Source organism: Undibacterium sp. GW821-FHT07F11 (assembly GCF_059418665.1).
In genome coordinates this window covers 480,015-506,044 of the sequence record NZ_JBWKQH010000005.1, presented here as the reverse complement: position 1 = coordinate 506,044, position 26,030 = coordinate 480,015, and the positions used below count along the sequence as shown (strand labels likewise).

Annotated in this window: 20 protein-coding genes; 5 read left to right on the top strand and 15 right to left on the bottom strand. The window is 50.5% G+C overall.

The window, feature by feature from the left end; translation table 11 throughout:
* The first annotated feature begins 104 nt into the window (after positions 1-104).
* On the top strand, positions 105-539 hold the full coding sequence (locus AC07OI_RS15570; protein WP_495257851.1) for an ExbD/TolR family protein: 435 nt from the start codon (positions 105-107) through the stop codon (positions 537-539).
* An 82-nt stretch (positions 540-621) separates the two neighbouring features.
* Here the strand turns inward: AC07OI_RS15570 and gloA2 are convergent, their stop codons facing one another.
* The 4 genes from gloA2 to AC07OI_RS15550 form a co-directional block, all read right to left on the bottom strand.
* Entirely contained in the window at positions 622-1,011 is a 390-nt protein-coding gene (gloA2, locus tag AC07OI_RS15565; RefSeq protein ID WP_492703635.1) for an SMU1112c/YaeR family gloxylase I-like metalloprotein, read from the bottom strand.
* Between the two features lie 21 nt (positions 1,012-1,032).
* The gene (locus AC07OI_RS15560; RefSeq protein ID WP_492703634.1) at positions 1,033-1,869 is read right to left on the bottom strand and encodes a branched-chain amino acid aminotransferase; all 837 of its coding nucleotides are present in this window, start codon (positions 1,867-1,869) and stop codon (positions 1,033-1,035) included.
* A gap of 93 nt (positions 1,870-1,962) precedes the next feature.
* Positions 1,963-2,811, bottom strand: a complete 849-nt coding sequence (locus AC07OI_RS15555) for a DUF6348 family protein (protein ID WP_495257850.1) — start codon at positions 2,809-2,811, stop codon at positions 1,963-1,965.
* Positions 2,812-2,898: 87 nt separating this feature from the next.
* Positions 2,899-3,792, bottom strand: a complete 894-nt coding sequence (locus AC07OI_RS15550; RefSeq protein ID WP_492703655.1) for a LysR family transcriptional regulator — start codon at positions 3,790-3,792, stop codon at positions 2,899-2,901.
* Positions 3,793-3,890: 98 nt separating this feature from the next.
* Between AC07OI_RS15550 and AC07OI_RS15545 the strand changes: the two genes are divergently transcribed.
* From AC07OI_RS15545 to AC07OI_RS15535, 3 genes are read left to right on the top strand one after another with little or no spacing between them, the layout of a single operon-like run.
* Positions 3,891-4,667 carry a sulfite exporter TauE/SafE family protein gene (locus AC07OI_RS15545; RefSeq protein ID WP_495257849.1) on the top strand — a complete coding sequence of 259 codons (777 nt, stop codon included), beginning with the start codon at positions 3,891-3,893 and terminating at the stop codon, positions 4,665-4,667.
* Complete coding sequence (locus AC07OI_RS15540) at positions 4,664-4,942, top strand: GNAT family N-acetyltransferase (protein ID WP_495257848.1); 279 nt, start codon at positions 4,664-4,666, stop codon at positions 4,940-4,942. The genes AC07OI_RS15545 and AC07OI_RS15540 overlap by 4 nt, the downstream gene beginning before the upstream one ends.
* A gap of 44 nt (positions 4,943-4,986) precedes the next feature.
* Complete coding sequence (locus AC07OI_RS15535) at positions 4,987-5,463, top strand: hypothetical protein (RefSeq protein ID WP_495257847.1); 477 nt, start codon at positions 4,987-4,989, stop codon at positions 5,461-5,463.
* Between the two features lie 31 nt (positions 5,464-5,494).
* Here the strand turns inward: AC07OI_RS15535 and AC07OI_RS15530 are convergent, their stop codons facing one another.
* The 11 genes from AC07OI_RS15530 to AC07OI_RS15480 form a co-directional block, all read right to left on the bottom strand.
* Complete coding sequence (locus tag AC07OI_RS15530) at positions 5,495-6,559, bottom strand: alpha/beta hydrolase family protein (protein WP_495257846.1); 1,065 nt, start codon at positions 6,557-6,559, stop codon at positions 5,495-5,497.
* Positions 6,560-6,673: 114 nt separating this feature from the next.
* Positions 6,674-7,771: an AraC family transcriptional regulator gene (locus tag AC07OI_RS15525; protein ID WP_495257845.1), complete on the bottom strand. Its 1,098-nt coding sequence runs from the start codon at positions 7,769-7,771 to the stop codon at positions 6,674-6,676.
* Between the two features lie 77 nt (positions 7,772-7,848).
* Positions 7,849-9,735: a glucokinase gene (locus tag AC07OI_RS15520; RefSeq protein ID WP_492703627.1), complete on the bottom strand. Its 1,887-nt coding sequence runs from the start codon at positions 9,733-9,735 to the stop codon at positions 7,849-7,851.
* Between the two features lie 310 nt (positions 9,736-10,045).
* Positions 10,046-12,454 carry a glycoside hydrolase family 31 protein gene (locus AC07OI_RS15515; protein ID WP_495257844.1) on the bottom strand — a complete coding sequence of 803 codons (2,409 nt, stop codon included), beginning with the start codon at positions 12,452-12,454 and terminating at the stop codon, positions 10,046-10,048.
* Positions 12,455-12,484: 30 nt separating this feature from the next.
* Positions 12,485-14,161, bottom strand: coding sequence for an alpha-amylase family glycosyl hydrolase (locus AC07OI_RS15510; RefSeq protein ID WP_495257843.1), 1,677 nt, complete (start codon positions 14,159-14,161; stop codon positions 12,485-12,487).
* Positions 14,162-14,188: 27 nt separating this feature from the next.
* Complete coding sequence (locus tag AC07OI_RS15505) at positions 14,189-15,562, bottom strand: MFS transporter (RefSeq protein ID WP_495257842.1); 1,374 nt, start codon at positions 15,560-15,562, stop codon at positions 14,189-14,191.
* A 366-nt stretch (positions 15,563-15,928) separates the two neighbouring features.
* Positions 15,929-17,128 carry a cation:proton antiporter gene (locus tag AC07OI_RS15500; RefSeq protein WP_492703623.1) on the bottom strand — a complete coding sequence of 400 codons (1,200 nt, stop codon included), beginning with the start codon at positions 17,126-17,128 and terminating at the stop codon, positions 15,929-15,931.
* Positions 17,129-17,223: 95 nt separating this feature from the next.
* Positions 17,224-18,732 (bottom strand): tryptophan halogenase family protein, encoded by a 1,509-nt coding sequence (locus AC07OI_RS15495; RefSeq protein WP_495257841.1) that lies wholly within the window; start codon positions 18,730-18,732, stop codon positions 17,224-17,226.
* A 138-nt stretch (positions 18,733-18,870) separates the two neighbouring features.
* A complete protein-coding gene (locus AC07OI_RS15490) occupies positions 18,871-21,669 on the bottom strand; it encodes a TonB-dependent receptor (RefSeq protein WP_492703621.1) in 2,799 nt (932 codons plus the stop codon).
* A gap of 583 nt (positions 21,670-22,252) precedes the next feature.
* Complete coding sequence (locus AC07OI_RS15485; protein WP_492703620.1) at positions 22,253-23,119, bottom strand: PhzF family phenazine biosynthesis protein; 867 nt, start codon at positions 23,117-23,119, stop codon at positions 22,253-22,255.
* Positions 23,120-23,196: 77 nt separating this feature from the next.
* On the bottom strand, positions 23,197-23,589 hold the full coding sequence (locus tag AC07OI_RS15480) for a hypothetical protein (RefSeq protein ID WP_492703619.1): 393 nt from the start codon (positions 23,587-23,589) through the stop codon (positions 23,197-23,199).
* A 202-nt stretch (positions 23,590-23,791) separates the two neighbouring features.
* On the opposite strand from AC07OI_RS15480, the gene AC07OI_RS15475 reads away from it, so the two are divergent.
* Positions 23,792-25,909, top strand: a complete 2,118-nt coding sequence (locus AC07OI_RS15475) for a TonB-dependent receptor plug domain-containing protein (RefSeq protein WP_495257840.1) — start codon at positions 23,792-23,794, stop codon at positions 25,907-25,909.
* The last annotated feature ends 121 nt before the right edge of the window (positions 25,910-26,030 follow it).

The window sequence follows — 26,030 nt, the reverse complement described above, 5'->3', positions numbered from 1 at the left end:
ATTGTCCTGACAAGGCGTAGCGACGAAGACAGTGCGAATAGCACGGCGAGGAGCTGCAACGCAGTCAGGGCGATTTTCTCGCCAGCCCCTAAAAAGGAAGCATTATGGGTATGCAAATAGGCTCCGGTGGAGGTTCAGCCGATCCGGAAGTGATGATAGAAATGAACATGACGCCGCTGATTGACGTCATGCTGGTATTGATCATCATGTTGATTATTACCATTCCTATTCAGAATCACGCAGTGAACCTGAATATGCCGACAGGCACGCCACCACCGCCGTTGAAAGAGCCAGTCGTCGTGAATATCGACGTGGACTTTGATGGTACGGTGTCCTGGAATGGTACGGCAGTAGATCATACGCAATTGGAAGCCAAGTTGTCTGAATCGGCAGCGATGCCAGCAGGTGACCAGCCAGAGATCCACCTGCGTCCGGTTGCTGTTGTGCCTTACAAGTCTGTGGCTGCGGTCATGGCGGCGGCTCAGCGTCTTGGTGTCACCAAGATCGGTATGGTCGGGAATGAGCAGTTCTTGAAGTAAACCAAAGTACGTCAAAAAAAGCCGGGGATTTTATTCCCCGGCTTTTTTTCGACCCATGCTCTCAGATCATTTGGTAAAATTATCAAGGCGACGCCTCATACAACTCCAGAGGCAAGCCATCAGGATCAGCAAAAAAGACAAAGCGCCGCCCGGTCAATTCATCTAACCTGACATCCTCCACTTCCAGCCCCTTTGCCTCCAGCATCGCTTTACAGGCTGACACATCATCAACTTCAAATGCCAGGTGACGCAAACCCTGTGCTTCAGGTCGAGATACCCTGGGCGGTGCATCAGGAAATGAAAACAATTCTATTTGCGAACCATCTGGCAAGGCCAGATCCAGCTTGTACGAAGCTCTTTCTGCCCTATAGGTTTCAGCAATAATGCTTAGCCCCAGAATCCGGGTATAGAAATCCCTGGACACCTGATAATCAGCGCAAATGATGGCTACATGATGTATGCGCTTGAGCATTGATCTGTCGTTCAGTCTGAATCAGGTATTTTGCATGAATTGCAAATACAAATCACGGGCGCGTGTTGCCACTACACCTATAGGCAATTCGCGGTTTTCATATCTGGTGCAAGGCGTCACCTTGGCAAAATTGCCTGTATTGAAAATCTCTTTTGCCGCCAGCAATTCTTCCGGCTTTACAGTGCGCTCCGACACTTGCCTGCCATCTTCCTTGAGCAAGCCAATGACACGCGCACGCGTGATACCGGACAAGAAACTGCCGTTTGCCACAGGCGTGACTATCTCATCGTCTGCAGTCACAAAGAAGAGATTGGCAGTGGCAAACTCCGCCACATTGCCATGCACGTCACATACGACACCATTGTCAAAACCTCGCTCTTTGGCTTCGCGCAAAGCCCTGGTGGTATTTGGATACAGGCAGGAAGCTTTGGCATCTGTCGGTGCCATGGAAGGATCAGGACGGCGCAGGCTGGACAGGCAGGCAGAGAAACCGGTAAACGCCGGCATGGCTGCATCAAACAAGGTCAGCGCAAAGCCAGTAGTTGATGGTTCAGGGATCAGCAAACCGTCTGTGCCAAACACCAGCGGGCGTATATATAACTCGGCATCAGCAGGGAACAGGGCTATACCTTCGCGGCACAGTGCTTCCAGCTCATCGACATTGTAAGGGCATTGCAAACCCAGACGCTGTGCCGACTGTATGACGCGCGCAAGATGCAGGCGCAGATCTGGTGTCAGGCCACGGATAGAACGCGCGCCATCAAATACAGAGGAGCCCAGCCAGACAGCATGATCCATGGCGCCAAACAGTGGCGTATTGCCTTCACTCCATTGTCCCTTGAAGTAGCTACGGTACATAATATTCCTCACTCATTGATAGTAAATTGGCGACGCATCGCAAACGGTAATTTCAAATGTATCACATTCGTCATTGCAGCAAATAAAGACAGATCAAAGCTGCGCTTGCCTCGCTTGCACTAGCTGCACCTGATTGACGCTGTGGCTGCTAGTTCGTACGACCACATATTGCTTGCGGAACTCCAGCCCGCGTTGCGGCCATTTTTCTGCATATTGTTTCAGGTATTCAACAGCCGGCAAAAAATCTTCACCATTGACGCGACAATCAGCAGCCAGCTTGCCCTCATTATCGCGGGAGGCAAACAGGCGTATGCCAAGGAAATCGCTGGTCTGCAATAAATCATGGAAAGCGGGCATGCTTTCTGTGAACAGGCAGCATGGGCAAAATGGATGCTCTTCTTTTTTCCTGGACTCAGGCTGGCTGGCCAGATGGGCGACAGGGCCAAGTATCACCTGGCGGAAACTGGCCCCCTTGTCCGGCTCTGCACTGGTATTCATTTCTATGACTGTGCAATTGACTGGCTGCTCACGTGTGGCATCCAGCAAAACCAATAAATCCATCTTCGCCCAGGTGCGCAAACCTTCAAGCACGGCTTCTGACTCAGTCGCCCCCATGGCATGTTGATACTCACTCAGGCCTTGCGGAAAGTACTCTGTGTGACTGGCATAGATACGTGTACAGGTACGACACTTATCTTCAGCGAGCACGACGGTTTCAACACGCTCCACAGCCAGTAACAAGCCCTCATCCAGAGCGAGGTAATTGTCTTGCCATTTCAGCTTGATTGCTTCTGCCGTCAAGACTTCAAACAAGGCCAGCGTTAAATCTGCATCAATATTCAAATGGGTAAATATCGTGCTTGCAGGCTGACTGACGGAACCGGATACAAACTTATCCCTGAAACTCTTGAAAGCATTGCCTATGGATGTGGTGACTGACATGGAAACTGAGTGTGAAGATGAAGACAGGCCTGCATTGTAACAAGAAGGCGGGCAGGTCAAGACAATTGCATTGTTTCACAAAAGAAATCAAGCCTTGATGGCATTGATCAGTTCACGTGCATAAGTTGGCAATTCATCATATTGCCGTACGCAGATCAGCAAGTTCCTGACTGCCCAGGTATCTGTCAGATACAGCCTGTGTATCTTCATCAGTTGCTCGTAGCGCAACGCTGCCGTCTCAGGGATGATGGCGATGCCCGCCCCACTTTCCACCATGCGGCAGATGCCATCAAAGCTGCGCAAGCGCAGGCGGTAATGCAAACGCTGCCCTAGCCGCGCCGCATGTTCATTCAGATATTGCTGCAGCGCGCTGTCACCGGCCAGGCCGACGAAATCATAGCTGAGAGTATCAGCAAAGCTCAGGCTGCCGTTGACAGTGGCAGTGGTTTGCAGAGGATGCCGGGCAGCAGTCACCAGCACCAGTTGATCCTGGCGGAATGAAAATGTCTGCAAGTCTGCACTATCTACCGTATCGGCAATAATGCCTATATCCGCCTGCTCGGCGATGATGGCTTGCACGATGTCATTGCTGAGTTTTTCCTCGACTTCAATATTGATATGTGGATGTGCCTGCATGTAAATAGCCAGCGCCTGCGGCAAAAATTCAGTCAGCGCCGAGGTATTGCACAACATGCGTATATGCCCCTTCAGGCCTTTGGCATAATCCCCCAGGTCACCACGCATCCTTTCCATTTGCTGCATCAACATGCGCGCATGGTGTAGCAAGGTGCGGCCAGCATCGGTTACTTCCACGCCACGCCTTTGCCGCAGCAACAGGGGTACGCCCAGCAAATCTTCCATGCCGCGCAGACGTGCACTGGCCGACGCCAGTGCCAGATGGGAACGGTCAGCCCCGGCAGTGATGCTACCCGCCTCCACTACGTGGACAAATAACTGCAAATCGACCAGATCAAAGCGCATGAGAATAAAGGCAAACAAGTTTAGACTACGTAAAATACGAAGCCTTACTGAGTATATTCCACATTTTCAGTTCATGCTGGCAATGGCAAACTGTCTATATGGAAACGCTGATCCCCCTATTTATCCCTCATGGCAACAGCACACAGTGGCTGGCGATAGCGTTTATCTTTCTACTCGCAGGAATGGTAAAAGGTGTCATAGGCCTGGGCTTGCCTACCGTGGCGATTGCCTTGCTGAGTCTGTCCATGACGACCATGCAAGCCGCTGCCTTATTGTTTTTACCTTCGCTTTTAACGAATATATGGCAACTCGGCAGTGGTTCCAGGTTGTTGCCCTTGTTGCTCCGTCTTAGCCCCATGCTGGTGGGCATATGCCTTGGTACTTTTGTATCCGGTCTCTTGTTCAGCAAACTTGATACGGTCTGGTCAAGTGCAGGCCTGGGCGTGGCCCTGCTGCTATATGGCGTAATGGGGCTGGCATCGGTACATTGGCAAGTGCCCGGCCAGGCAGAACGCAGACTCGCCCCTGCCATAGGTATTGCGACTGGCATGGTTACTGCCGCTACCGGTGTATTTGTCTTGCCCTCGGTCCCCTACCTGCAGGCATTAAGTCTCGACAAGGACAAATTGATACAAGCCATGGGTTTGTCCTTCACGGTATCGACACTGGCACTGGGCATCAATCTGTATGGCAGTGGCACTTTGCAATGGGATATTGCCGGTGATTCTTTGCTGGCCTTGCTGCCCGCGCTGGCAGGCATGCAATTGGGGCAAATTTTGCGCAATAAAATGCAGCCTATTCTATTCAAGCGCTGCTTTTTCATCGGCCTGTTTGCTCTGGGCGTCCACTACTTATGGGGAGCAGTGAAATCATGACAGAGATCACTACCGGCGAAGCCGTGAAAGCAGCGCTGCGCATATACAAGCAAGATGAGCAAACTAATTGCAGGCATGTCCTGTTGTCGGCATTTCTGGATCAGCAGCATGTAGGTGCACTTGATTGCAGCATACTCGCCGGGCAGGTATGCATCCATGTTCTGTATGTCAAACCCAGCTATCGCGAGCTTGGCATAGCCAGGGCCCTGCTCAATCAATTGCATGCAGAATATCCTGAGCTGGAAGTTGTTTGCGACAAACAAGTGGCACACTAAAACGTCCGGGCCAGCGTTCAGAGCCGGTTCTAATCAGATAAATTGTGGATATGGATAGGGTATTATCCAGCTCCATTATTAATCAGAACTCCTTCTTCATGAAATTACGTTTTATTTCTTCCCTGATTTTATTGTCTCTGACAAATTTTGCTTGCGCTGAGAGTGTAGAAGAACGCAAAGCTGCAGACCACAAAAAACTTGCGTCCCGTCTGTATCAAATTACAGTCGAGGCAAAGGAAGATTGTGCTTTGGCGGACCCGCCTGTCGCCGCAGAATACAAGACGGAACTTGCGCTTTTCGCGTCAACCAATACCAGGCTCATGTCATTGCTGACAGCATCGCCTTACTATGCTGCCAAAGTCAGTCAACACAAAAATAGAGCTTCGTCCGAAGCCGGTAAATACAAACCAGCTTATTCAAATCCAGAATGCTCTTACTTGAGCCTTTGGATGCGCTCTATGCGTGACAGCCCGGAAGGGCTGCAAGAAACAAAGAAATTTGAAGCCATATTATCAGAGTAAAACCTGAGGTTTCTGATCAGGCTTCAGCAAATCAATGCAATAAGTGTTTTTCAAAGAAAACCGTAATTTTTTTATCTACGGCTCCCATCTGCTTGCGATCAAAGCCAGGCGGGTCATTCAGCATGTCCCCCACCAGACCGGTCAGATTTGGTGGTGGGGGTGATAATAAGGAACCATGACCAGCTTCTGGCATATTCGCAATATGCTCGCAGCTCTTGCAAGCTGCCAATACTTTATCACTGTGAAAGCGCGGCACCAGCCAGCGGTCTTGCCCGGCAGTGACCAGGCCCAGTGGTACAGGTGGATTTTGCAGTGATGCCATATCAAAATCAGCCGCTGCCGGTACTCCGGCGACTATCGCAGTCACGCGGGGGTCATGGTGTTCTCGCATGGTGGTATCGCTGAAGCGGCTACGGATGATCGTCAGAGCGAGCCATTTTTTTAATCCATCCAGCAAGCCGCCGTTAAGGCGGGTAATCAGGCCCACGCAAGAGTGAAAATCATTGACCAGATCTTCTTCACAATGCTGCTTGAAACCAGCCGGTGACCAGCGCCCACCCGCCATGCTGAGCGCGGTATGGCCGCCTGCCGACATGCCATACATGCCCACCTTGTCCAGTGTCAGCAAGGGTGCAAAGCGCGGGTCACGGCCAACGGCATCTATGGTCCGTGATACTTCGGCGGGCCGTAAAGTCCAGCTATCCGGGCCGGGGTGGCTGTCATCCTTATAGTTGTCAGCGTGGTGTTCAGGCATGGCAACAATAAAACCTGCTTCAACCATGCTACGCGCCAGGTCTGCATGCACCCAGGGGGAACCGCCGGAACCGTGAGAAATGATAATCAGGTGCCCATTGCCACGTACGGGCTCAGCCTGTTCTGCCAGATTGAAAAAAAAGCGGCCACGGCGTACTTGTTGTTCTGGTGCATTGCTGGGGTAATACAGGGTGATAGTTCCGTCAGTTGCAGTGGGCGCTATTTCTGTTAAACCAACAGAGGCATTCACTACTCCAGTTGCAAAAAACAGCAGGCTCAGCAGCAAGTAGCTGAACCAGTTCAATAATCGTTTAAAACCAGATATGCGTATGGCCTTCATCATTCAAACTCCAGTCAGTTAATGCGGAGACGATGCTCCGGATGAAGCTGACTATGCGTAAAAAATCGAATGATGTCTTGCCACAGACTGCAAATTGCAGATTTCGGTTAGCCGATTTCAGGAATCGGCCATATTTTCTTTACGGTACTCACTAGGCGTGAGCCCGGTGGCCGCCTTGAAGGCACGGTTAAATGGCCCTATGGACTGGAAGCCAGAAGTCAGCGCAATGGTCAGAATAGGCACATCACTTTGCGCCGGGTCAGCCAGGGCAGCGCGTGCCTCGTCCAGACGAAAAGCGTTGATATAGGCATTGAAATTGCGGTATCCCATTTGCTGGTTGATGAGTTTGCGCAAACGGTATTCAGGGATTTGCATTTTGCTGGCGAGACCAGCCAACGTCAGGTCTTCGCCGCGATACAGATGTTCATCCTGCATGAGTTTTTGCAAGGCGCTTAGCAATTTGTCTTCGACTGCGTTTATCTCGACAGCTGGCAAAGGATCAGATGGCAGAACTGGCTGTTTTTTTGGCCCAACTGCAGCAAGTGGAAACAAATCCTGATGTGCGAGCGTTAGCATCTTGAATGTCACGATGACGATAATGAGCAACAAAACAAGTACATCAGCCATGGCAGTACCGCCAGCAAGCCTGCCCTGCGGCGAACTTAAACGGGCTACCAATAATAAAACGGTATAAATACTGCCAGCAATAACAATAAAAGCACGCAAGCGGCGGCGTTGTTCCACCAGGTCTGTACGCCAGTTCCTCGCTGCCGCCAGTGCTGCCAGGATAGCGAATAACAGCGGGATGGCACGCTGTGCACCCATCGTCAGCGGAGCAAAGATAGTGGCACTGCCAGCCACCACGGCGCAATTCAGCCCACTCAGGGCGGCGACCGCAAACCAGATCAGTACATGCCAGGACCGTAATAGATAATCATCGTCAAACAGCGCCTGTACAAATACCCAGAACAGCACAGCATTTGCAACAGAAATGGCAACCAGCGGCGCTTGCCACAAACGCGGCGCCATCGCTTCAAACCAGGGAGTGGCACTGATTACCTGTACCGCCAGGCCCAGGCAAAGTGCGATGCCTGCACGCACGACCAGCAATTGCGGACGGTCACGCCCAAGTATGGCAGACAGCAGTAACAGCAAAGCCAGCAACGTGCCGCGCAAAGCTGCATCAAGCAAGACCAAGGGATCAAAAGCTGACATGCCAGTCCATGAAGATGAAAGGCAAAACAATAACAGCAGCCAGACTAATCAGGCAAGTTTCATTGACCAGGAGGTAATCAACTATCCAGGTGAGAAATCAGCAAGTTACTGAAACGCGATAATTCCTTGCGCTTGATGTCATCACCATTTCCCTCGGCTTCAGGTGCATCGACCGACAAACCTACCGCAATAATATCGATGAGCAATAATTGCAGAATGCGTGAAATCATGGACAGGAAGGTGGCATTGTCTTCGGTGTGATTGACTGCCAGACAAACCGTGGCCTTCTTCGCCAGTGGTGACTGGTTGGGTGTAATCGCAATCACGTCCGCTCCTGCCAGGCGGGCGGCATCCACAGCCTTCAACAATTCTGGCAGCTTGCCGGAATTGGAAACGACGATAACAACATCGCCAGGGTTCAGCAATTCTGCCGCCATGGAAAACAAATGTGCATCACCATAGGATGCTGTAGGAATGCGGAAACGGAAGAACTTATGCTGGCCATCCAGAGCCACCGCACGTGAATTGCCCATGGCATAAAACTCGACCTTGTTTGCCTTGCGTAACAGGGCGATCGCCTGATCCAGTGAACGTACATCCAATTGGTCACGGAAATTCAGAATAGCCGACACAGTATTATCGATCACCTTGGCACTCAGATCATGCGTGCTGTCGCTCATGCGTACCTGGCTATGGCGTACAGGAATAGTGCCGGTCAGACTGCTGGCGAACTTGAGTTTGAAATCAGCCAAGCCCAGAAAGCCCAGCGAACGACAAAAGCGGATGACGGTAGGCTGACTGACATCGGCCAGGCGGGCGATCTCAGCAATGGCTTCATTCAATACGGTGCGCGGGTTTTCCAGCACCAGGGTAGCGACGCGGCGCTCTGCTGGCGTCAGTTCAGCCTGGATTTGCTGTATGCGGTCCATCAGTGAGCTGTCACCACTGCGGCCACGCAAGTGCTCAGACAAAATCGCTGACACGCCATAAAACGCCGGATTGGGCGTCGTAATCACAAAGGTTGGGATTTGCGCCAGATAACTGGTGAAACGTCCCTTGGCCTCAAAGCGTGTGCGGAAAGCGGAAGTGGCGAAATAATCGCCCATCAACGGGACGATGCCACCACCGATATAGATACCACCAAAAGCGCCCAGGGTCACTGCCAGATTGGCACTGAAACTACCCAGCATGCCGCAAAAGCACTCCAGGGTTTCCAGGCAAAGCGCATCGGCCTCAGCATCAGCCGCCAATGCTCCACGCATGATGTCTTGCGCTGGCAGGGTCTGGACTTTCTTGTTATTCCTGTCGGCCAGGGCACGGTAAATCAATTCCATGCCAGGACCAGAAATCAGACGCTCGGTAGAAACATGTGGCCATTCTTTCCAGGCAAATTGCAGGATGGCATATTCGCGCTCATCTACCGGCGCAAAATTGACGTGGCCGCCTTCACTGCCGAGAGTGACGAAGCCATCAGAAGTAGGGATAAGGCCAGACACACCCAGACCCGTACCTGGGCCCAAAACACCAATAACGGATTTGGGTACTGGTGTACCACCACCCACCTGCATCAGGTCTTTAGCCTGCAAACCCGGCAAGGACATAGCCAGGGCAGTAAAATCATTGACGATAAGCAGCGTGTACAAGCCAAATTCGCGACGTACATCTTCTATGGAAAAAGCCCAGTCACGGTTGGTCATCCTGACCTGGTCACCATCGATAGGATTGGCGAGCGCAAACGCGGCATGATGTACTTTGCTGGCGGGTACAGTGGACAAATAGGCGCGCAGCAAGGCGATGATGTCGGTGTATTCGTCACACTTCAACACCTTGACGGATTCAAACACACCCGGCGAAGACTCAAGTGTAAAGCGCGCATGGGTTGCGCCTATATCTGCCAACAAGCGCGGGCCACTGGAAAAGCCCGCCGCGTTACCATGTTCTACAAGTGCGTGTTCTGTCGTCATGCTGTCTTCATATATACGGTTTGCTGCCTATTTTCTCAGAACCTGTTTCCGTTCTTACTGCGCGTGCGTGATCGGAGCTCATGTGCTGCTCAAAATGCTCATGTACCAGAGTACATTCCGCTTTTTGCGCTGCGTTTTTGTTACCCTAACCCCGCTGACGCTCGCTACAGATCGTAAACAGGTTCTTACAGAGAATACAATCCCGCAATTTACCACAAACGCCTGCAATTTCATGCCCGAAATCAGTGGCGGCCATGGCAAAAGTCCGCAGCAGCCAGCTTGCTCCTGGCTTTGATTGGGCATGACAATATCATTTACTCAACTTTATTGATAGCTCTGCCTTGCTGTTTTTCAGCCAGTGCACGTCTATATTCAACTGTTTTTTAGCCTCATCCCAGCTAAATGGCAGGTCCTTATTTTGCAGGCTGACCCGTGTCGGCTTGCTGGCAATATTGTGTATATGCAGAGCAATTTCCCTGTCAACAGCTTCGGCATGTGAGCCTGCCTGTGTCCGTAAGCTGATTTTCAACAGCGCTGCATTCGCCTGGCTGTTGAAATACATGAGGGTATAAGCCCCCTTCTCATAAGCATTCGCGGTTTCGCCATCATCATCATACAATTTGCCTGCAGACTTTTTGACAGCGGCATCATGGTAGTAATGCAGTTCCAGTTTTTTTGCTGAATAGTCTCGGGTATTCTGGACCAGCGGGCTCATGGGGACAAAAGCACCGGCACGCACAAACACCGGGATATGGTCTTGCTCCACGCTTACTGCGTCAGTCGCACCACCTTGATGCTGCTGACCAGTGTAAAAATCAAACCAGGTACTACCTGCCGGAAAATACACGCTGGCTTCGTTTTCTCCTGCCTTCATGACAGGATGCACCAGGAAACTATCGCCCCACAGATAAGTGTCAGCCACAGATTGCAGTTTCTGGTTCAGCGGCTCAGCATAAAACAGCGGGCGCATGAAAGGCAGGCCATGCTGGTTATTCTCAAATGCCAGGGTATAGTTATACGGCAGCATGCGGTAACGCATTTCTATCGCTGCCTTGGCCAGGGCTTTGGTCTTAGCCTCGCGCAAGACCGGCTCAGATGCCACCTCTTCTTGCGCATGCGGGCGAAATACGGGCTGGAATACGCCATACTGCAACCAGCGCGTGTACAGCTCATCATCCAGATTGGCACCGGCAAAACCACCGAGGTCAGAATGCATATAAGCCATGCCCTGCATGCCCATCTGCAAGGCTATTTCAGGCTGTGAACGCAGCCCCCCCCAGGTACGATTAACATCACCCGACCACGGTATCATGCCCAGCCTTTGCGAACCTGAATAGCCGGAACGCATGAGGATGAAAGGTCGCTGATTGGGGTAGTCTTTCTTGTAGCCATCAGCAATCAGCCTGGCCCAGTGATGACCATAGATATTGTGCAATTCATCGGCACTGCCGGACTTGTGTTGCAAGTCAGACGGATGCACTTCCGGCTCCCCCAGATCACCCCACCAGCCAGCGACGCCCATATTTTTCAGGTCTTTATAGATAGCCCAGAACCAGTCTTGCGCAGGTGGATTGAAGATATCGATGAGGCCGGTATTTCCAAAATAAAAATCATAGGTAAACGGCTTTCCCTGTTTGTCGGTTGCCAGTATATTTTTATCGACGGCTTCCTTCCATTTTTTTGAAGTCGTTAAAATAAAAGGTTCGGTAATCAGGATAGTCTTGATACCTTGTTGCGCAAAGTCAGCAATCATGCCTTTGGGATTGGGGAAGCTGTCTTTATCGAATTCCAGATTACCCATGGTGCCCTTGACGTCTTTACCAAACCAGTAAAGATCAAAGATGATGGCATCGACAGGAATTTTCTCTGCGCGAAACTTATCCAGTATGCTGCGCGCTTCTGCTTCATTGTGATAACCAAAGCGGCTGGCAAAATTACCAAAAATCCAGCGCGGTGGCAAAGGCTGGCGCCCGGTCAGACTGGTGTAATTGCTGACGATGTCGGCCCAGCTGTCGCCAGCGATGACCTGGTAAGTCTTGCGCCCGCTGATGGTTTCATACGCCAGCATATTGTTTCTCTTGCTGTCGAGATCAAGCTGGCCTATCGCGGCATTATCAAAATGCAGGCCATACATCTTCGATGAAAATACCAGCGGCATGGCAAAGTTCATTTGCTCTGAACGCTCTTCGTAGCCGTAGTGTGCCTTGTTATACAAAGGCAGGCGATTGCCGCGCCTGTTCATACCCAGTGCGCGGGCACCACCACCATACAAAGCTTCATCTGCATCCAGATTAAAATCCAGCACGTCTGCATCTCTGGTTTTGCTATAACCATTTTTTTCCGACAACAAAGGCTTGCCCTTGTAAGCATAGGCAATTTGAAACGGTGATTTACTGATGCTGACACTGATGTCGCCGGCAAGGTATAGCATACTGCTTGCCGTTTCTTTGAAACTGGTCTTGACGCGCGCAGGTGACAAGGCGACGGCATGCGAAGCCGGATTGAATTTTTCAGTCGCAGGAATAAAACTGGTTTCCATGATCTGGTCGCTATACGGCTTCAGGATATAGCGACCATCATTGGTCTTGATTTCCAGATGATCAGCCAGCTTTACTACTGACACGATAGTGCGCGCAGGATTTTGTGCATGCACGTTAGTCGCCAGTGACAAGATTGCAGCAACAAAGATATTCAGTTTGACTATGGATGTTTTTTTCATGTGTCTCTAATTATTTTTTGTCAGAGCATACTAGGGCGCGATCAATATCGCGCTCAAGCCGCTATTGAATTGCACCTTGCCATTGACGACTGTGGCCGTCTTTCCAGAGTAATAGTCATGCAGTTTTTGTCCATCGGCAAACACGCCTGCGACGCTGATGGCAGGATTGCTGTTTGCAGGTACATCCAGTGCTATCACCACCTTGTCGCTGATACCCTTCTTGTCATAAGTGCGCTTGAAGGTATAAGGCTGATCCGCCAGTTTTTCATGTACGCCTGCACCTATGGCGGGATGGGCACGCCGGAACAAACCGAGACGACTCCAATGCTGGCGAACATCGGCAATGCGGTAGCCATCACCGCTGATATTCTTTGCCAGCTCATCCCAGTTCATGAACGAACGCAGTGTCGCATCGCCTTGCGCACCAGCGGCATTCAATGGACGTGCAGTTTCATCGCCATAATAAATTTGCACCGCGCCGGGGCTCAGTAAAAGTTTATTGGCAGATTCAAATGGCTTCTGACGCAAGAGATCAAAGGGCCCGCCATCATCATGCGAGCTGATGTAATTGAGTACGGAATACCCAGCCAAAGGCCCATGCAGACGCGTGGCATAATCACTGAACAGGGTTTCATAAGTCTTGTTGGCATCTGACTTGAAACCAAAATTGATGAGGCTGTCAAAACCATTCTGGTAAAAATTGACGGTCTGGCCGCTTCCCATGTCAAAGCCCTGACCATGGCCAATCGCATAGTTATACACTTCACCCGTCATGAAGAAAGCCTGGCTACCGAGCTTCTTTTTGGAATTAGCATGCTTCCAGTCTTCATAAGCGACACTGGCGAGGCCATGCAATTCTTTCCAGATTTCTGGCTCGGTATGCTTGGCCGTATCTGCGCGAAAACCATCAACACCGTATTTCTTCACCCAGTCCACATGCCATTTCATCAGATAGTAGCGTGGTGCACGTGGCAGACCCGTGCGCTGGAAAAAATCATCCAGCTCTTTGACTTCTTTATCGTAGCGCCCTTCTGCTTTCCATTTTTCTACCAGCACTGGCGGCAAGCTGACTGTAGCTTTGCTGTCTGTTCGTATATCCGGCAGGTTTTTCACCAGGGTGCAACTGACCGTGGTTTCAGTATCTTTATAAGTACAGGTGGGCGATGTTCTGACCCATTCATCTGGCCAGACCGGGTCTTGCTCCGTCACTGGCCCCAGGTGGTTCATGACCACGTCCAACAAGACACGCATGCCATGTGCATGGGCTGTATCGACAAACTCGCGCATGTCAGCTTCTGTGCCCAGGTTGGCATCGACACGAGTGAAGTCCTTGGCCCAGTAACCGTGGAAACCATATGATTTGCCAGTGCCCTCATCGGTACCGGCATGGATTTGCTCAACCGGCGGCGTCAGCCAGATGACATCGACACCCAGGTCTTTGAAATAGCCAGACTTGATCTTGGCTGTGATGCCAGCCAGGTCGCCGCCAGCGTAACCACGCTGGGGTGCCGCATCATTCTTGCGGCCATAGGCAAGGTCGTTTTTATGGTTGGCGTTATGAAAACGGTCTGTCAGTAAAAAATAGACAGTGGCGTTTTCCCATAAAAATGGCTGGGCTGTTTTTAGCTTGGGTGCAGCCAGCGATATAGAACTACAAGACGCGGCCAGCAGTGCTGCCAGTCCCAGTCTGATTGCTTTTACTTGCATGATGAGATTCCGGCTAATGCTGATTGCTTAAACGGTAGCAGCATTAGCTGCAGTCTTATCCATGTTTGATGCAGCGGATGCTTCCTCTGCAGCTTCATCTTTTACGAGCAAGGTCAGCAAGCCAGCCAATATCATGCAAAACCCACCCAACATCAACACCTTGACTGACTGATTATCAAAGAAATGCTTCAAGATCGCCCCCAGCACAACACCGGCAATGATCTGTGGTATCACCACGAAGAAGTTGAACAAGCCCATGTAATAACCCATACGGTTCGCTGGCAATGCACCTGCCAGAATGGCATAAGGCATGGTCAGCACACTGGCCCAGGCAATGCCCACACCCACCATGGGCAAAAGCAACATTTGCTTCGATGAAATCAGGAAGATACTCATCAGGCTGACACCGCCTATCACCAGACAGAGCATATGAACAAATTTGCGGCTGGTGATCTTAGCCAGTACAGGCAACAAGAAAGCCGCCAGTGCCGACACACCACCATAGACGGCAAACATGATGCCTACCCAGTTACCACCTTCCTGAAAAGCAGCTGACTGCGCATCGCTGCTATGGAAAACAGTTTGCGCAATCGAAGGCGTGGTGTACACCCACATGGCAAACAAGGCTACCCAGGTAAAGAACTGCACCAGCGCCAGTTGCACCATGGTCTTGGGCATCCTGAGGAAACCACCGAGGATTTCGCCAACGGCCTTGCCTATGCCCTGGTTGTTTTTACGCTCCTGTTTGAATTTTTCCAGATCGGCCGGAGGAATTTCCTTGCTGGTGAAGACTGTCCACATGACAGACAAGGCAAATATGGCACCACCAAAATAAAAGGAGTAGCGCACTGTGTCGGGGATCGCGCCATTCACTGGTACATTGCTGACACCCAGATAATCCGTAAATATCGTCGGCAACAAAGAGGCAATCACCCCACCGCAACCGATGAAAAAAGTTTGCATGGCAAAGCCCGCCGTTTGTTGCGAAACATCAAGCTTGTCGCCGACAAAGGCGCGGAATGGCTCCATGGAAATATTGATGGCGCTATCCATCATCCACAACACCGCTATTGCCATCCACAAGACGCTGGAATTAGGCATGAGGAACATGGCAATCGATGCCAGTATCGCGCCGATAAAAAAGAAAGGACGGCGGCGTCCCCAGAAAGGGTGCCAGGTATTGTCACTCAGGTAGCCAATGACGGGTTGCACCAGCAAGCCAGTAATGGGCGCAGCCAGCCAGAACAGGGCCAGCTCATCCGGATTCGCACCCAGGGTAGAGAATATGCGGCTGGTATTGGTATTTTGCAGCGCAAAGCCAAACTGTATGCCAAAGAAACCGAAACTCATATTCCACAACTGCCAGAACGACAGACGTGGTTTGTATGCAGATACTTGCATGGTGTTTTGTCCCCAAATTTATTATGAACTACTTATTGCGGTATTACTTATTGGCTAAAAACGACTTCCCAACAAAGTCACCATATTAAGAATGTCCGCATTTTGAAATACTACCACAGCGAAATGTAATCAAACTACATAAATTTTCAAGGACAACTACAAACGACGATCAGGTCTGATGAAAAAGGGAATATCGTTTAAAACCTCAACTTAAAAATAGCAATCTGTAGCAATACTACCCATCATTCTCTGGGCTTTCCCAGACTTATACTGGCACATCCGGACGTACCAAGCACATAAAGAAAATGCCCACTGCTCTTACAAAAGCAGCGGGCATTTCACCTGCAAAAAAGGAATTCAAAAATCTTATTTACTCCTGAAAATCAGTTCCTTCATTTTCTGCAATTTCGGATACACCACAGGCACGGTCATCATGGTGCTGGCGATGGCCATCAATAACAAGGCAGTAAAAGTTTCGCTGGTGATGATATTTTTATCCAGCAAAATATTGACGAAGATAATCATGATCAAAGCCTTGGTTTGCAATAACCAGCCTATGATGGATGCCTCGCCTTTTTCCCATTTGAGTATCTTGCCTGCGACCTGTATGCCTATCAGCTTGCCAGTGACAGATGCGACCAGCAGCACAGCAGCAGCTATGAACACCGCAGCGCCGCCTACAGCCCAGTTGGTGCGCAAACCCGTGCTCAGGAAAAACACTGGCATGATGGCCAGCAAGACATGGTGGCGCATGAGGTCCATTTTTTCCTGATTAAACCAGTGGGCATCCATCACAGCACCCGCCAGGAAAGCACCCACCATATAATGCAGGCCAGCCCAGTCAGCCGCAAAAGCGCAAGCGGCCAGCCAGATCAGGCCGACATACCAGCGGTCACGTTCTTCCAGCCAGACCATGAGTTTGCGGAACAACAGGGTAGCAACCGCAAACACAACCAAAAAGCCGACTTGTCGGCCTACCCTGGTCCAGTCCAGCAAGATCACCGCCAACACACCCCAGATGGCAATGTCGTCAAGGCTAGCGTAACGCAATATGCGCTGGCCTATGGGCTGGCGCAGGATATCTAGCTTTTCCATCAACAAAATCAGGATAGGCAAGGCAGTTACTGCGCAAGACATGCCCACGCCAAGTACAAATTGCCAGCTCATGGCCTTGGCCCCCATCCACCCATCCATGCTGAGCAGACCCAGACCAGCTACACAACCAAACAGCAAAGGCATACCTAAAGCGAGGCCGGCAGTGATGGTACTTTCGCGTCTGTATTCCCAGGCCTTCTTCAAGTCCAGTTCTATTCCGGCAATCATGACAAAAATCATGACAGCCCACCAGGCGATGCCATTCAATGATTGTATTACCTGGGGATTAAAGACAAACTTGTAGTAGTCGGGATAAATCGCACCCAACACACCAGGCCCCAGTAAAATACCAGTGATAATCTGCACTACTACCAGTGGTGCGTAATAGTCGGTTTTACCTACACGCCAGATCAGGTAAGGCAGCGTAAAAATCACAAACATCGCGATCAGAAAGATCTCGGTAGTGCTCATACCAGTATGCATAATTTATATTTTTTTGAGTTTATTTTTTATGCCCCACTGCTGGTGAAATCTTGCAGTGGCGCCTCCCCCCACTCAGTATTGAATCAGCTTCTGGCTTTGCAATACCGGGCAATATAGGCAGCATGTTCTGGCATGATGGCCACGCATTTCTGCACTACCTCACGCACACTATCGAGATATTCCATCGTGTCCGCTTCGGTCTGCAAATTTACCAGAGGATTGAGGTTTTCAGGAATTAAATTTTGACCTTCGAAAACCTGCAACCAGGCCACCTCGGTAAACAATTCAGTATCAACGCGCAACAAGCGCCCGCTTGCACGGAACAGGTCGATCTTATGTTGCAGACTATCTGGCACAGGCATATCGGCACAGGCTTTCCAGAAGGCAGAATCATCGCGCTGATTAAGTTTGTAATGCAGGATCACAAAGTCGCGGATGCGTTCATATTCAAAACGTGACTGACGATTGTATTCAGCGATATCGACAGCATTAAAACTCTGATCAGGGAAGAAGTCGATCAGCCTTGCAATGGCCGATTGTATGAGGTGAATGCTGGTGGATTCCAGCGGTTCGAGAAAGCCACTGGACAAACCTATTGCCACCACATTCTTGTTCCAGGTTTTATTGCGCATGCCGGTCTTGAATTTGATGACGCGCGGATCAGCCAATGGCCTGCCATCGAGATTGGACAACAAGACAGAAGCAGCTTCATCATCACTGACATACTGGCTGCAATACACATGGCCATTACCTATGCGATGTTGTAGCGGGATGCGCCACTGCCAGCCAGCGCGGTGCGCGGTGGCGCGGGTATAAGGCAAGAGTTCCGGCGCAGATTCACAAGGCACGGCCTGCGCCCGGTCGCAGGGCAACCAGTGCGACCAGTCTTCATACCCTGTCTGCAAGGTCTGCTCTATCAGCAAGCCACGGAAGCCGGAACAGTCGATAAATAAATCGCCGACGATACACTCACCATTTTCCAGGACGATGGCATCGACAAAGCCATCAGCTTCGCGCTGACTGACCGAGACTATCTTGCCTTCGGTACGTACCACTCCACGGGACTCTGCTATCTTGCGCAAATAACGCGCATACAGACTGGCATCAAAATGATAGGCGTGGGCAATCTGATGCAGCGGTGAATCAGGCATATCTTGCCGCGCTGGCATGAACTTATTTTCCTTGCCCATCATGCGGGTAATTGAATATGCGGCCAGGTTATCGGCCTTGCCCAGCTTACGCATTTTTTGCCAATACTGATCAAAACGCACACTGCCAAAATCCTGGCCTATGGTGCCAAAGCCATGCATATAGCGCTCACCCTGCTTACCCCAGTTGACGAATTCTATCGCCAGCTTGAACGTACCTTGTGTCTCACGCAGGAATTCATTTTCATCGATGCCGACGACCTGGTTAAATCTTTGTATCATCGGTATGGTGGCTTCGCCCACGCCGACAATACCAATTTCATCCGACTCTACTACACGTATCTGATATTGCCCCTGCAATACAGTAGCCAGGGCAGTTGCCGTCATCCAGCCTGCCGTACCACCACCAACAATCACTACATTTTTTATATTTGTATTTTGCATTTTGTCCCCTCCTGCTGACACTGCCAAAAAGCACCGACCAGTTTCAGGAGGATTGACGTCCAACTGAAACTGGCCGATGCCTTATAAAACAAAACCCCTGTGAGCATAAAGCTGACAGGGGCTGTATTGCAATCTGGTTTAGAACTTGTAGTTCACACCAAACAGATAAGTCCTGCCATACACTATCTTATCTGTGATCACATTAGGATCAGTATTGTATTGCTGGAACGGTGCATTGTTCCAGTTATTCGCTTGCGCCAGTATCGACAAACCTTTCAGGTAGCCAGTCTGGAATTCATACGACAATTGCAGATCAACGATGGTTTCACCCTTGATGAAAGTCAGTTGCTGGTTATCCTGGAAGTCGCTGATCTGACCAAGGAAGTCAGAACGCTTGCGTCCGGCAATTGCCACCTGGAAGCCATTTTTTTCGTAGTACAAACGCAGGTTACTGACGCGCTTGGACAAACCTGGCAATGGAATCGTCTCGGCACTGATATTGGAAGTACCAAAACCGAATGCAGGCAAAGTGATCTGGCTGGAAGTATCAGAATGATTCACCATCACACCAAAACCATCCAGAACTGGAGTGATCAGCGAGAAAGGAATATTCAGGGCAACTTCAAAGCCATGGATATTGCCACCGTTTCCATTTTGTGGCGTCGTCAACAAACCAACGGTAGAACCCTGATATGGGCCAGACAGAGGCAAAGGTGTGTTCGCACTGACGAATGGTTTAAAGTCGAAAGTACGTGGCGCACGATAAATATACGTATCGAGTTGCTTATAGAAACCGGCAACACTGAAATAACCTTTCTTGCCGAAATATTTTTCGTACGACAGGTCAAAGGCCTTGGCACTGAAAGGTTTCAGCTCCGGATTACCACCACTGCCACCAAGGATAGGGAATGGACCACTGGTTTTGACGCCGAATTCCTGACTGGCACGCAGATCATCCATATTTGCGCGTGACAAAACTTTAGCCATACCAAGACGCAGGAATTGTTCTTTACCCAGATCGAAAGACACATTCAGGCTAGGCAAGAAATCAGAGTAAGACTTGCCACCAGCCACAGTCTTGTAAGGGCAAGTGTCAACAGTGATACCTGTACACTTGGCCAGATCAACCTGGTTACCTGTAGATTGCTGATTGGTATGAATAAACTGACCGCCGAAATTACCGCGGTAATTAAAGCCCATCAACTGGCCTTCGAGATCGCCCATGGCATAGGCTGTCGTGACTTTTTCATTGACAGACCAGTCTTTAGCCAGCACAGATGCATCAACCCAGCGCGACAACTCATAAATCGACCCCAAAGAACCATCAGGATCAAATGAGGCGACTGGCAAACCAACCGTGCCAGCTATCGAAGTTGCACTGCCAGGCATGGTCGCGGCTGCATAGCCACCACCACCTTTGACTACCAGGCGGCCTTCCTGACCAGTGCGTGATTTCTCACGGTCAGTATAGTTAAAGCCAAATTGCGCTGCCACGACAGGGCCAAAACTCACGTCGCGTTTGGCGATCAGACGTATGCTATTCACCTTGTCATTGATATCAGGGAGGGCAACATAACCTGCCTGAGGTGTATTGGGACCACCACCCCAGCCATCCACGTCCGTCAGTTTAGCGACTGCGCGGTCTGCATAGTTCAGGCTGGTTGTGTATTTGACGTCAGAAAAATTACCACCGTTAAAGCCGGTATAAGAGATGGAACCCAGGGATGCTGCATCACCAGGCTGGCCAGCAGTTGTTTCATAGCGCTTGCTATGCTTGATAGCTTTGGAATAAGACAGGTCAGCTATTGCCGTCCACTCATCGAGCTTCAATTCATTATTCCAGCCTACCGAGGTCAGCTTGTCGTCCGCGCTTTCTTTGTGATTACGCACCACGCCCTTGTAGTTGCTGAAAGTGCCTGAAGTAGCAACGCCATTAACTATCGTTGCGTTGGTCAACACACCATTTGGATCATAACCACCGGCGGAGCCAGCGACTGCGCCTTCCAGACCGGTCTTTTTCAGACTGGTAGAACCGGCAGAATAGAAGACATCAACTGCTGACTTGAAATTCTTGCTTGGCTTATATTGCAAAGTCAGAGATGCACCATCGCGGTTGTTTTTACTGGTTTCAGTATCGGCCTTAAAGCCACCCGGTGCCTTGACCAGGCTACCGTTGTAATCCACATCTGGTACCCAGCCACCCCAGGAATCAAATTTCTGCTGGCCACCGCCATCTTCCTTGAACTTGGTCAAGCCGAGTGAAATACCAATAGTGCGATTGGCAAACTGGTCTACGTAAGAGAAAGATGCACGGTCGCCTGTGCCCTCTTCGGAGCCTGATTGTACGCCCGTGCGTTGTTTGCGATAGCTGGCTGCCAGTACACGCTTGCCAAAATCCAGCGGCTTGAGTGTATTCAGATCAATAGTTGCGGCCAGACCCTGACCAACCAGTGCTGCGTCTGGTGTTTTATAGATCAATACGGAACCCATGAGTTCAGCCGGGAACAGATCAAATTCAGGGCTGCGGGCATTGCCCGTGGAAGCCTGTTCGCGACCATTCAGCAAGGAGCCATTGAAACTTGGGGACAAGCCACGCACGCTGACATCTGCTGCCTTGCCGGATGAACGGCTACGCTGTGCAGTAACACCAGGCAAACGGGCGATCGATTCTGCCACGCTGGCATCGGGCAATTTGCCTATGTCTTCAGCAGAAATTGCCTCGACGATGGAATTGGAATTTCTCTTGATCGAGATGGCTTCTTCTATACCCTTGCGGATGCCTGTCACGACCACAGTATTGTTTGCAGCCTCTTGCGCAGTAGCGATGTCGGTCATACCAAATATCAACACCGCACATCCAGCTGCAACCGGACTCAACTTAAAAGAAAAACGGTGCAGAGCTTCGCCCTGCCGACGCTTTTGCGTAGCTTGTTTCATGTAATGTCCCCTCACACTTTTATTTGACTTGCACTCTTTGAGTCACCAGACAGAAACCCAACATTCCAGTCTGGCAATCAGAACCCAACGTTCCGAGATGAATTTTGTACTAAAACTAGATTCAATGTCAAACGGAGACTACAAAATACTACAAAGAAAATACATGCACCAGATGTGCCCACTATAGTAAGTCGTGCTCTATGCACTGAAATGTGTTGTGTATGCCCCACAAGCGGGCAATAGATCAATGTAGTTAGACTACTTTATGTAATTAGACTACTTATTAAATTAAAAAGATTTGATATGCAAGGCCAGGCAAAAACACTGGCAAACGCTATCCCTTCAAGGAAAAACTGAAGTATCAAGGCTATGCTCGGGCCTGGATGGCAGGCTTAAGACATGCAGGATTTGTCACGGTATCGTTCTGCTGCCATGTCAAAAGAGTCGTGCCGCTATTGCCGCAGGTCGTAGGGAATTTTGTGTTTTTGCGTTTTTTTGCAGATGGTGAGACAGAGACATTCATGCCGGACCAATAAGCCCCGGCTCTTACATCATTCAAGCGACCAGGTTTCGTAATCAGGTTTTATACGTAAAGCTCACCCTGGGCAACCAGACAGACTTGTCCATGTACCAGAACAGTTTCATCTTCGGCATTCAGGTTCACATGTAATTCACTGGATCTGTGCACATATGCACCCTGAGTGAAAATTTGCGCATCGCCAGCCTGTGCACGCTGGTGCCTGACCATATATGCGCCAGCAGGCCCGACGGCGCTGCCAGTGGCGATATCTTCAACCTTGCCTTCGTTGTCCCAGGTGCGCCCTTCACGGCGCTGTACATCAAGCACGTAAACAAATTTTGCACCCACGCTTGCCAGCAGGGATTCAAATTTCTCATGGCATATGCGTGCCTTGTCCAGATGTTGCTGGATCGGCACGATCAGATAAGGCAGGCCCGTCGATACTACTTGCAAAGGCAAGCCTGCAGCCTGGTCATGGGCGTGCAGGTTCAGGGCTTTCAGGAAATTTTCAGCAATACTGCTTGTCAGGGGTTCACCAAAGCTGGCCTTACCCTGATTCATTTCAGCAAAAAAATTACCGTTCTCTTGCCTGCTGCTGGCAAATACACTGCGTTCATTCAAGACAAACTCAAATTCTGCAGTCTTGCTTTCAGGCTGGTAACGCTGATGCAGGCAGGCTGCTGCACCGATGATAGGGTGGCCTGCAAAACCCAGTTCTTCTTCCATGGTAAAAATGTGGGTGCGCCACCTGTCCTGCCCTTCCAGTTTTTGCAGGAAGATGCTTTCGAACTGGCGCATTTCCCGTGTCATGGCCTGCATCATATAGGCTGACAAGGTTTGCTCGAGCACAAAGATACTCAGGCCATTGCCTGCCAGCGTCTGCCTGGCAAAGACATCCACCATGGTAAATGGGAAAACTTGTTTTTTCACTTTTTGCTCCCTTGGCAGCTCCAGTTCAGAACCATGTCACCAGTATAGGCAAAAAATCTTTGGCACCAGGCAAATTCTCAGCCAGTTTTCTTTTGTTGACGTTGCCAGTGCCTGGCATATAAATGCAGGCCCGTCATGGGCAATAAAAACCAGAACAGCCCATTAGCAATCACACTGACTCTGGTGAAACCAAAATGGTAGTGATAAGCAGTATCATCTATATACACCGCCACATACGGAAAACCGGCGAACCAGCCTTCACCCGCTATATTTGGATACGGCAACAGCATCCAGAAAGTGCCCAGCCACGATGCTAAACCCAACAACACCCCGGCCAATAAGCTGAGGTAAAAGTGTTTTCGCCAGTTTCCGGGACTAGCACCTGAAAACAACAGATACAGGTTGCTACATAGACTATAAGAACCTGCCAACACCAGCAAACTGGCAGCTACAAAGATAGTGATTAACATGATCTGTCAAGCCAGAAAAGAGAAAGCAAATACTGACAAAAAGTCAGGCATCAAAGGGACATCATAACACCCGGATTTCTGTGATTTCTTGCAGTCGTTGTAAAACCGCGTTGTTTTTGAAGATTTAACCTTACATGGCTTGATAGTCCGGTTCGACTGAATTATTCTGGACTCGATGTGTTTCAGAATAAAAAATAAAACCATGTCCCTTCTGCCTTCGCTGTCACGCCTGCCTCTTTGCGTTATCTTACCCTTGCTGTTGCTAAGCCATAGTGTATTGGCGGCTGACTCCAATGAAGAAGAAGACCTGGCTCTGGTATATGGTGACAAATCCATGATCAGCATCGCCACAGGCAAACCTCAAAGCCTGCGGCGGGCACCTGCCGTGGCTTCGGTTATAACGGCAGAGGATATACGCGCACAGGGTTTCACCGACATCGACCAGGTGCTGGAGACCATACCCGGCATGCATGTCAGTCATGCTGCCATTTTATATTTTCCGGCGTACATCATGCGTGGCATAGGTGGTGGTGGTGTCACTAACCCGCACATGCTGGTATTGCAAAACGGCATACCCATGACTACCTCGTACACTGGTGACAAGGGACAAATGCTGTGGCACGCCATTTCGGTTGAAAATGTCTCCCGGATTGAAGTCATTCGCGGTCCAGGTTCTGCCTTGTATGGCGCAGATGCCTATTCCGGCGTCATCAATATCATCACCAAGACAGCCGACGAAATAGCTGGCACTTTTGCGGGAGCTGGCCTGGGCTCTTTCCGCACCCGTGATGCCTGGGCATTGCATGGCGGGCAATGGGGTCCATTCAAGCTCGCCGCTTACCTGCGCGTCGGTGCCACAGATGGTCAGAAAGAAGTCCTGCTGGCTGATGCCCAGTCCAGGAATGACAAACTGTTTGCTACCCATGCCAGCCTGGCACCAGGCAGCGTACATACCGGCCTCAATCCTGTCGATGCGAATCTGGATGTCAGCATGGGTAACTGGCGCTGGCGCTCCAGTTTATTGAGCAGGACGAATATGCAGACTGGCGCAGGAGTATCTTCGGCACTTGATTTTGGTGGTGATACGGCGACGACAGAAAGACTGACTTCTGACCTGTCCTGGACGGACCCGGCTTTTGCACAGGACTGGGCACTGGGCAGTACGCTGAGCTTCATGTATTACACTGAAAAAAGCAGCCTGCAACTCTTGCCGCCCGGGACCAGGTTACCTACTGGCGTCTTCCCGGATGGGATGATAGGCGGTCCTTCACGTTGGGAAAGACAATTGCGTCTGTCTGCCTTTGCCAGCTACACAGGCTGGGCCGATCATCAGTGGCGCATAGGACTTGGGCATGATGATACCAATCTGTACCGCACACAAACAATCAAGAATTTCCTGCTGAGCCCTGCCGGCATCCCGATACCGACCGGGCCAGTCATGGACTACAGCCAGCTACAACCTCATATATTGCCAACGCGCAGGCAAAATGATTACCTGTATCTGCAGGATGAATGGAACCTGGCCAAGGACTGGACCATCACAGTTGGCCTGCGCCATGATCGTTATTCCGATTTTGGTGGCACTACCAATCCCCGCCTGGCTCTTGTCTGGGATGCGCGACACGATCTGACCGCCAAGTTTTTATATGGTCGTGCTTTTCGCGCCCCTGCGTTCAATGAATCACGTGGACTCAATCCTGTCGCCAACGGCAATCCGAACCTAAAACCTGAGCGCATAGCTACTACAGAGCTGGCCCTTTCCTGGCAAGCCAGCAAAGATGTCTTGCTGAATCTGAACGTATTCCGCTACAACATGCAGGACATCATTCGCTCAATTGCCAATCCCACACCAGGCACTGGTTCGACTTTCTTCAATACTGGCAATCAAAACGGCAAAGGCCTGGAATCAGAGCTGCGCTGGGATGTCAATAAAGACTTGAAATTGCTGGCTAATTATTCTTATCAACATTCTGTCGATGAAAGCACGCAAACCGATGCAGGCTACGCCCCGCACCATCACTTGTATGCGAGGGCAGACTGGCAAATCAGTTCCGGCTGGGCCGTCAGCCCGCAAGTAAACTGGGTAGCAGACCGCCGCCGTACGGCTGGTGATCTACGCCCCGCTATCGCCGACTACACCAGCCTGGACCTGAGTTTGCGTTCGCTGCGTGGAAGGGGTAAATGGGAATGGACAGCAACGGTCCGTAACCTCTTCAATGCCGACATACGTGAACCCAGTATCGCTCCCGGACTGGCCATTCCAAATGACCTGCCCATGGCACCCAGAGCCATCTACCTGCAAGTCATGTATAAAATGTAATTCCACAAAAAATACAAGACAGGATGCGGCATTCCCGCCACACTGCATGGCAGGAGACTTGTAAAGCATTGATACTTTCAGCAGCAGGATGCGGAAACCGGTGACAGTCCTTGCCAGCAGA

Coding starts and splice junctions, on each gene's coding strand:
- AC07OI_RS15515 (WP_495257844.1), bottom strand. CDS start 12,454: ATGAAAAAAACATCCATAGTCAAACTGAATATCTTTGTTGCTGCAATC.
- AC07OI_RS15555 (WP_495257850.1), bottom strand. CDS start 2,811: ATGTCAGTCACCACATCCATAGGCAATGCTTTCAAGAGTTTCAGGGAT.
- AC07OI_RS15560 (WP_492703634.1), bottom strand. CDS start 1,869: ATGTACCGTAGCTACTTCAAGGGACAATGGAGTGAAGGCAATACGCCA.
- AC07OI_RS15520 (WP_492703627.1), bottom strand. CDS start 9,735: ATGACGACAGAACACGCACTTGTAGAACATGGTAACGCGGCGGGCTTT.
- AC07OI_RS15490 (WP_492703621.1), bottom strand. CDS start 21,669: ATGAAACAAGCTACGCAAAAGCGTCGGCAGGGCGAAGCTCTGCACCGT.
- AC07OI_RS15570 (WP_495257851.1), top strand. CDS start 105: ATGGGTATGCAAATAGGCTCCGGTGGAGGTTCAGCCGATCCGGAAGTG.
- AC07OI_RS15525 (WP_495257845.1), bottom strand. CDS start 7,771: ATGTCAGCTTTTGATCCCTTGGTCTTGCTTGATGCAGCTTTGCGCGGC.
- AC07OI_RS15530 (WP_495257846.1), bottom strand. CDS start 6,559: ATGATGAAGGCCATACGCATATCTGGTTTTAAACGATTATTGAACTGG.
- AC07OI_RS15475 (WP_495257840.1), top strand. CDS start 23,792: ATGTCCCTTCTGCCTTCGCTGTCACGCCTGCCTCTTTGCGTTATCTTA.
- AC07OI_RS15550 (WP_492703655.1), bottom strand. CDS start 3,792: ATGCGCTTTGATCTGGTCGATTTGCAGTTATTTGTCCACGTAGTGGAG.
- AC07OI_RS15500 (WP_492703623.1), bottom strand. CDS start 17,128: ATGAGCACTACCGAGATCTTTCTGATCGCGATGTTTGTGATTTTTACG.
- AC07OI_RS15510 (WP_495257843.1), bottom strand. CDS start 14,161: ATGCAAGTAAAAGCAATCAGACTGGGACTGGCAGCACTGCTGGCCGCG.
- AC07OI_RS15505 (WP_495257842.1), bottom strand. CDS start 15,562: ATGCAAGTATCTGCATACAAACCACGTCTGTCGTTCTGGCAGTTGTGG.
- AC07OI_RS15545 (WP_495257849.1), top strand. CDS start 3,891: ATGGAAACGCTGATCCCCCTATTTATCCCTCATGGCAACAGCACACAG.
- gloA2 (WP_492703635.1), bottom strand. CDS start 1,011: ATGCTCAAGCGCATACATCATGTAGCCATCATTTGCGCTGATTATCAG.
- AC07OI_RS15540 (WP_495257848.1), top strand. CDS start 4,664: ATGACAGAGATCACTACCGGCGAAGCCGTGAAAGCAGCGCTGCGCATA.
- AC07OI_RS15480 (WP_492703619.1), bottom strand. CDS start 23,589: ATGTTAATCACTATCTTTGTAGCTGCCAGTTTGCTGGTGTTGGCAGGT.
- AC07OI_RS15495 (WP_495257841.1), bottom strand. CDS start 18,732: ATGCAAAATACAAATATAAAAAATGTAGTGATTGTTGGTGGTGGTACG.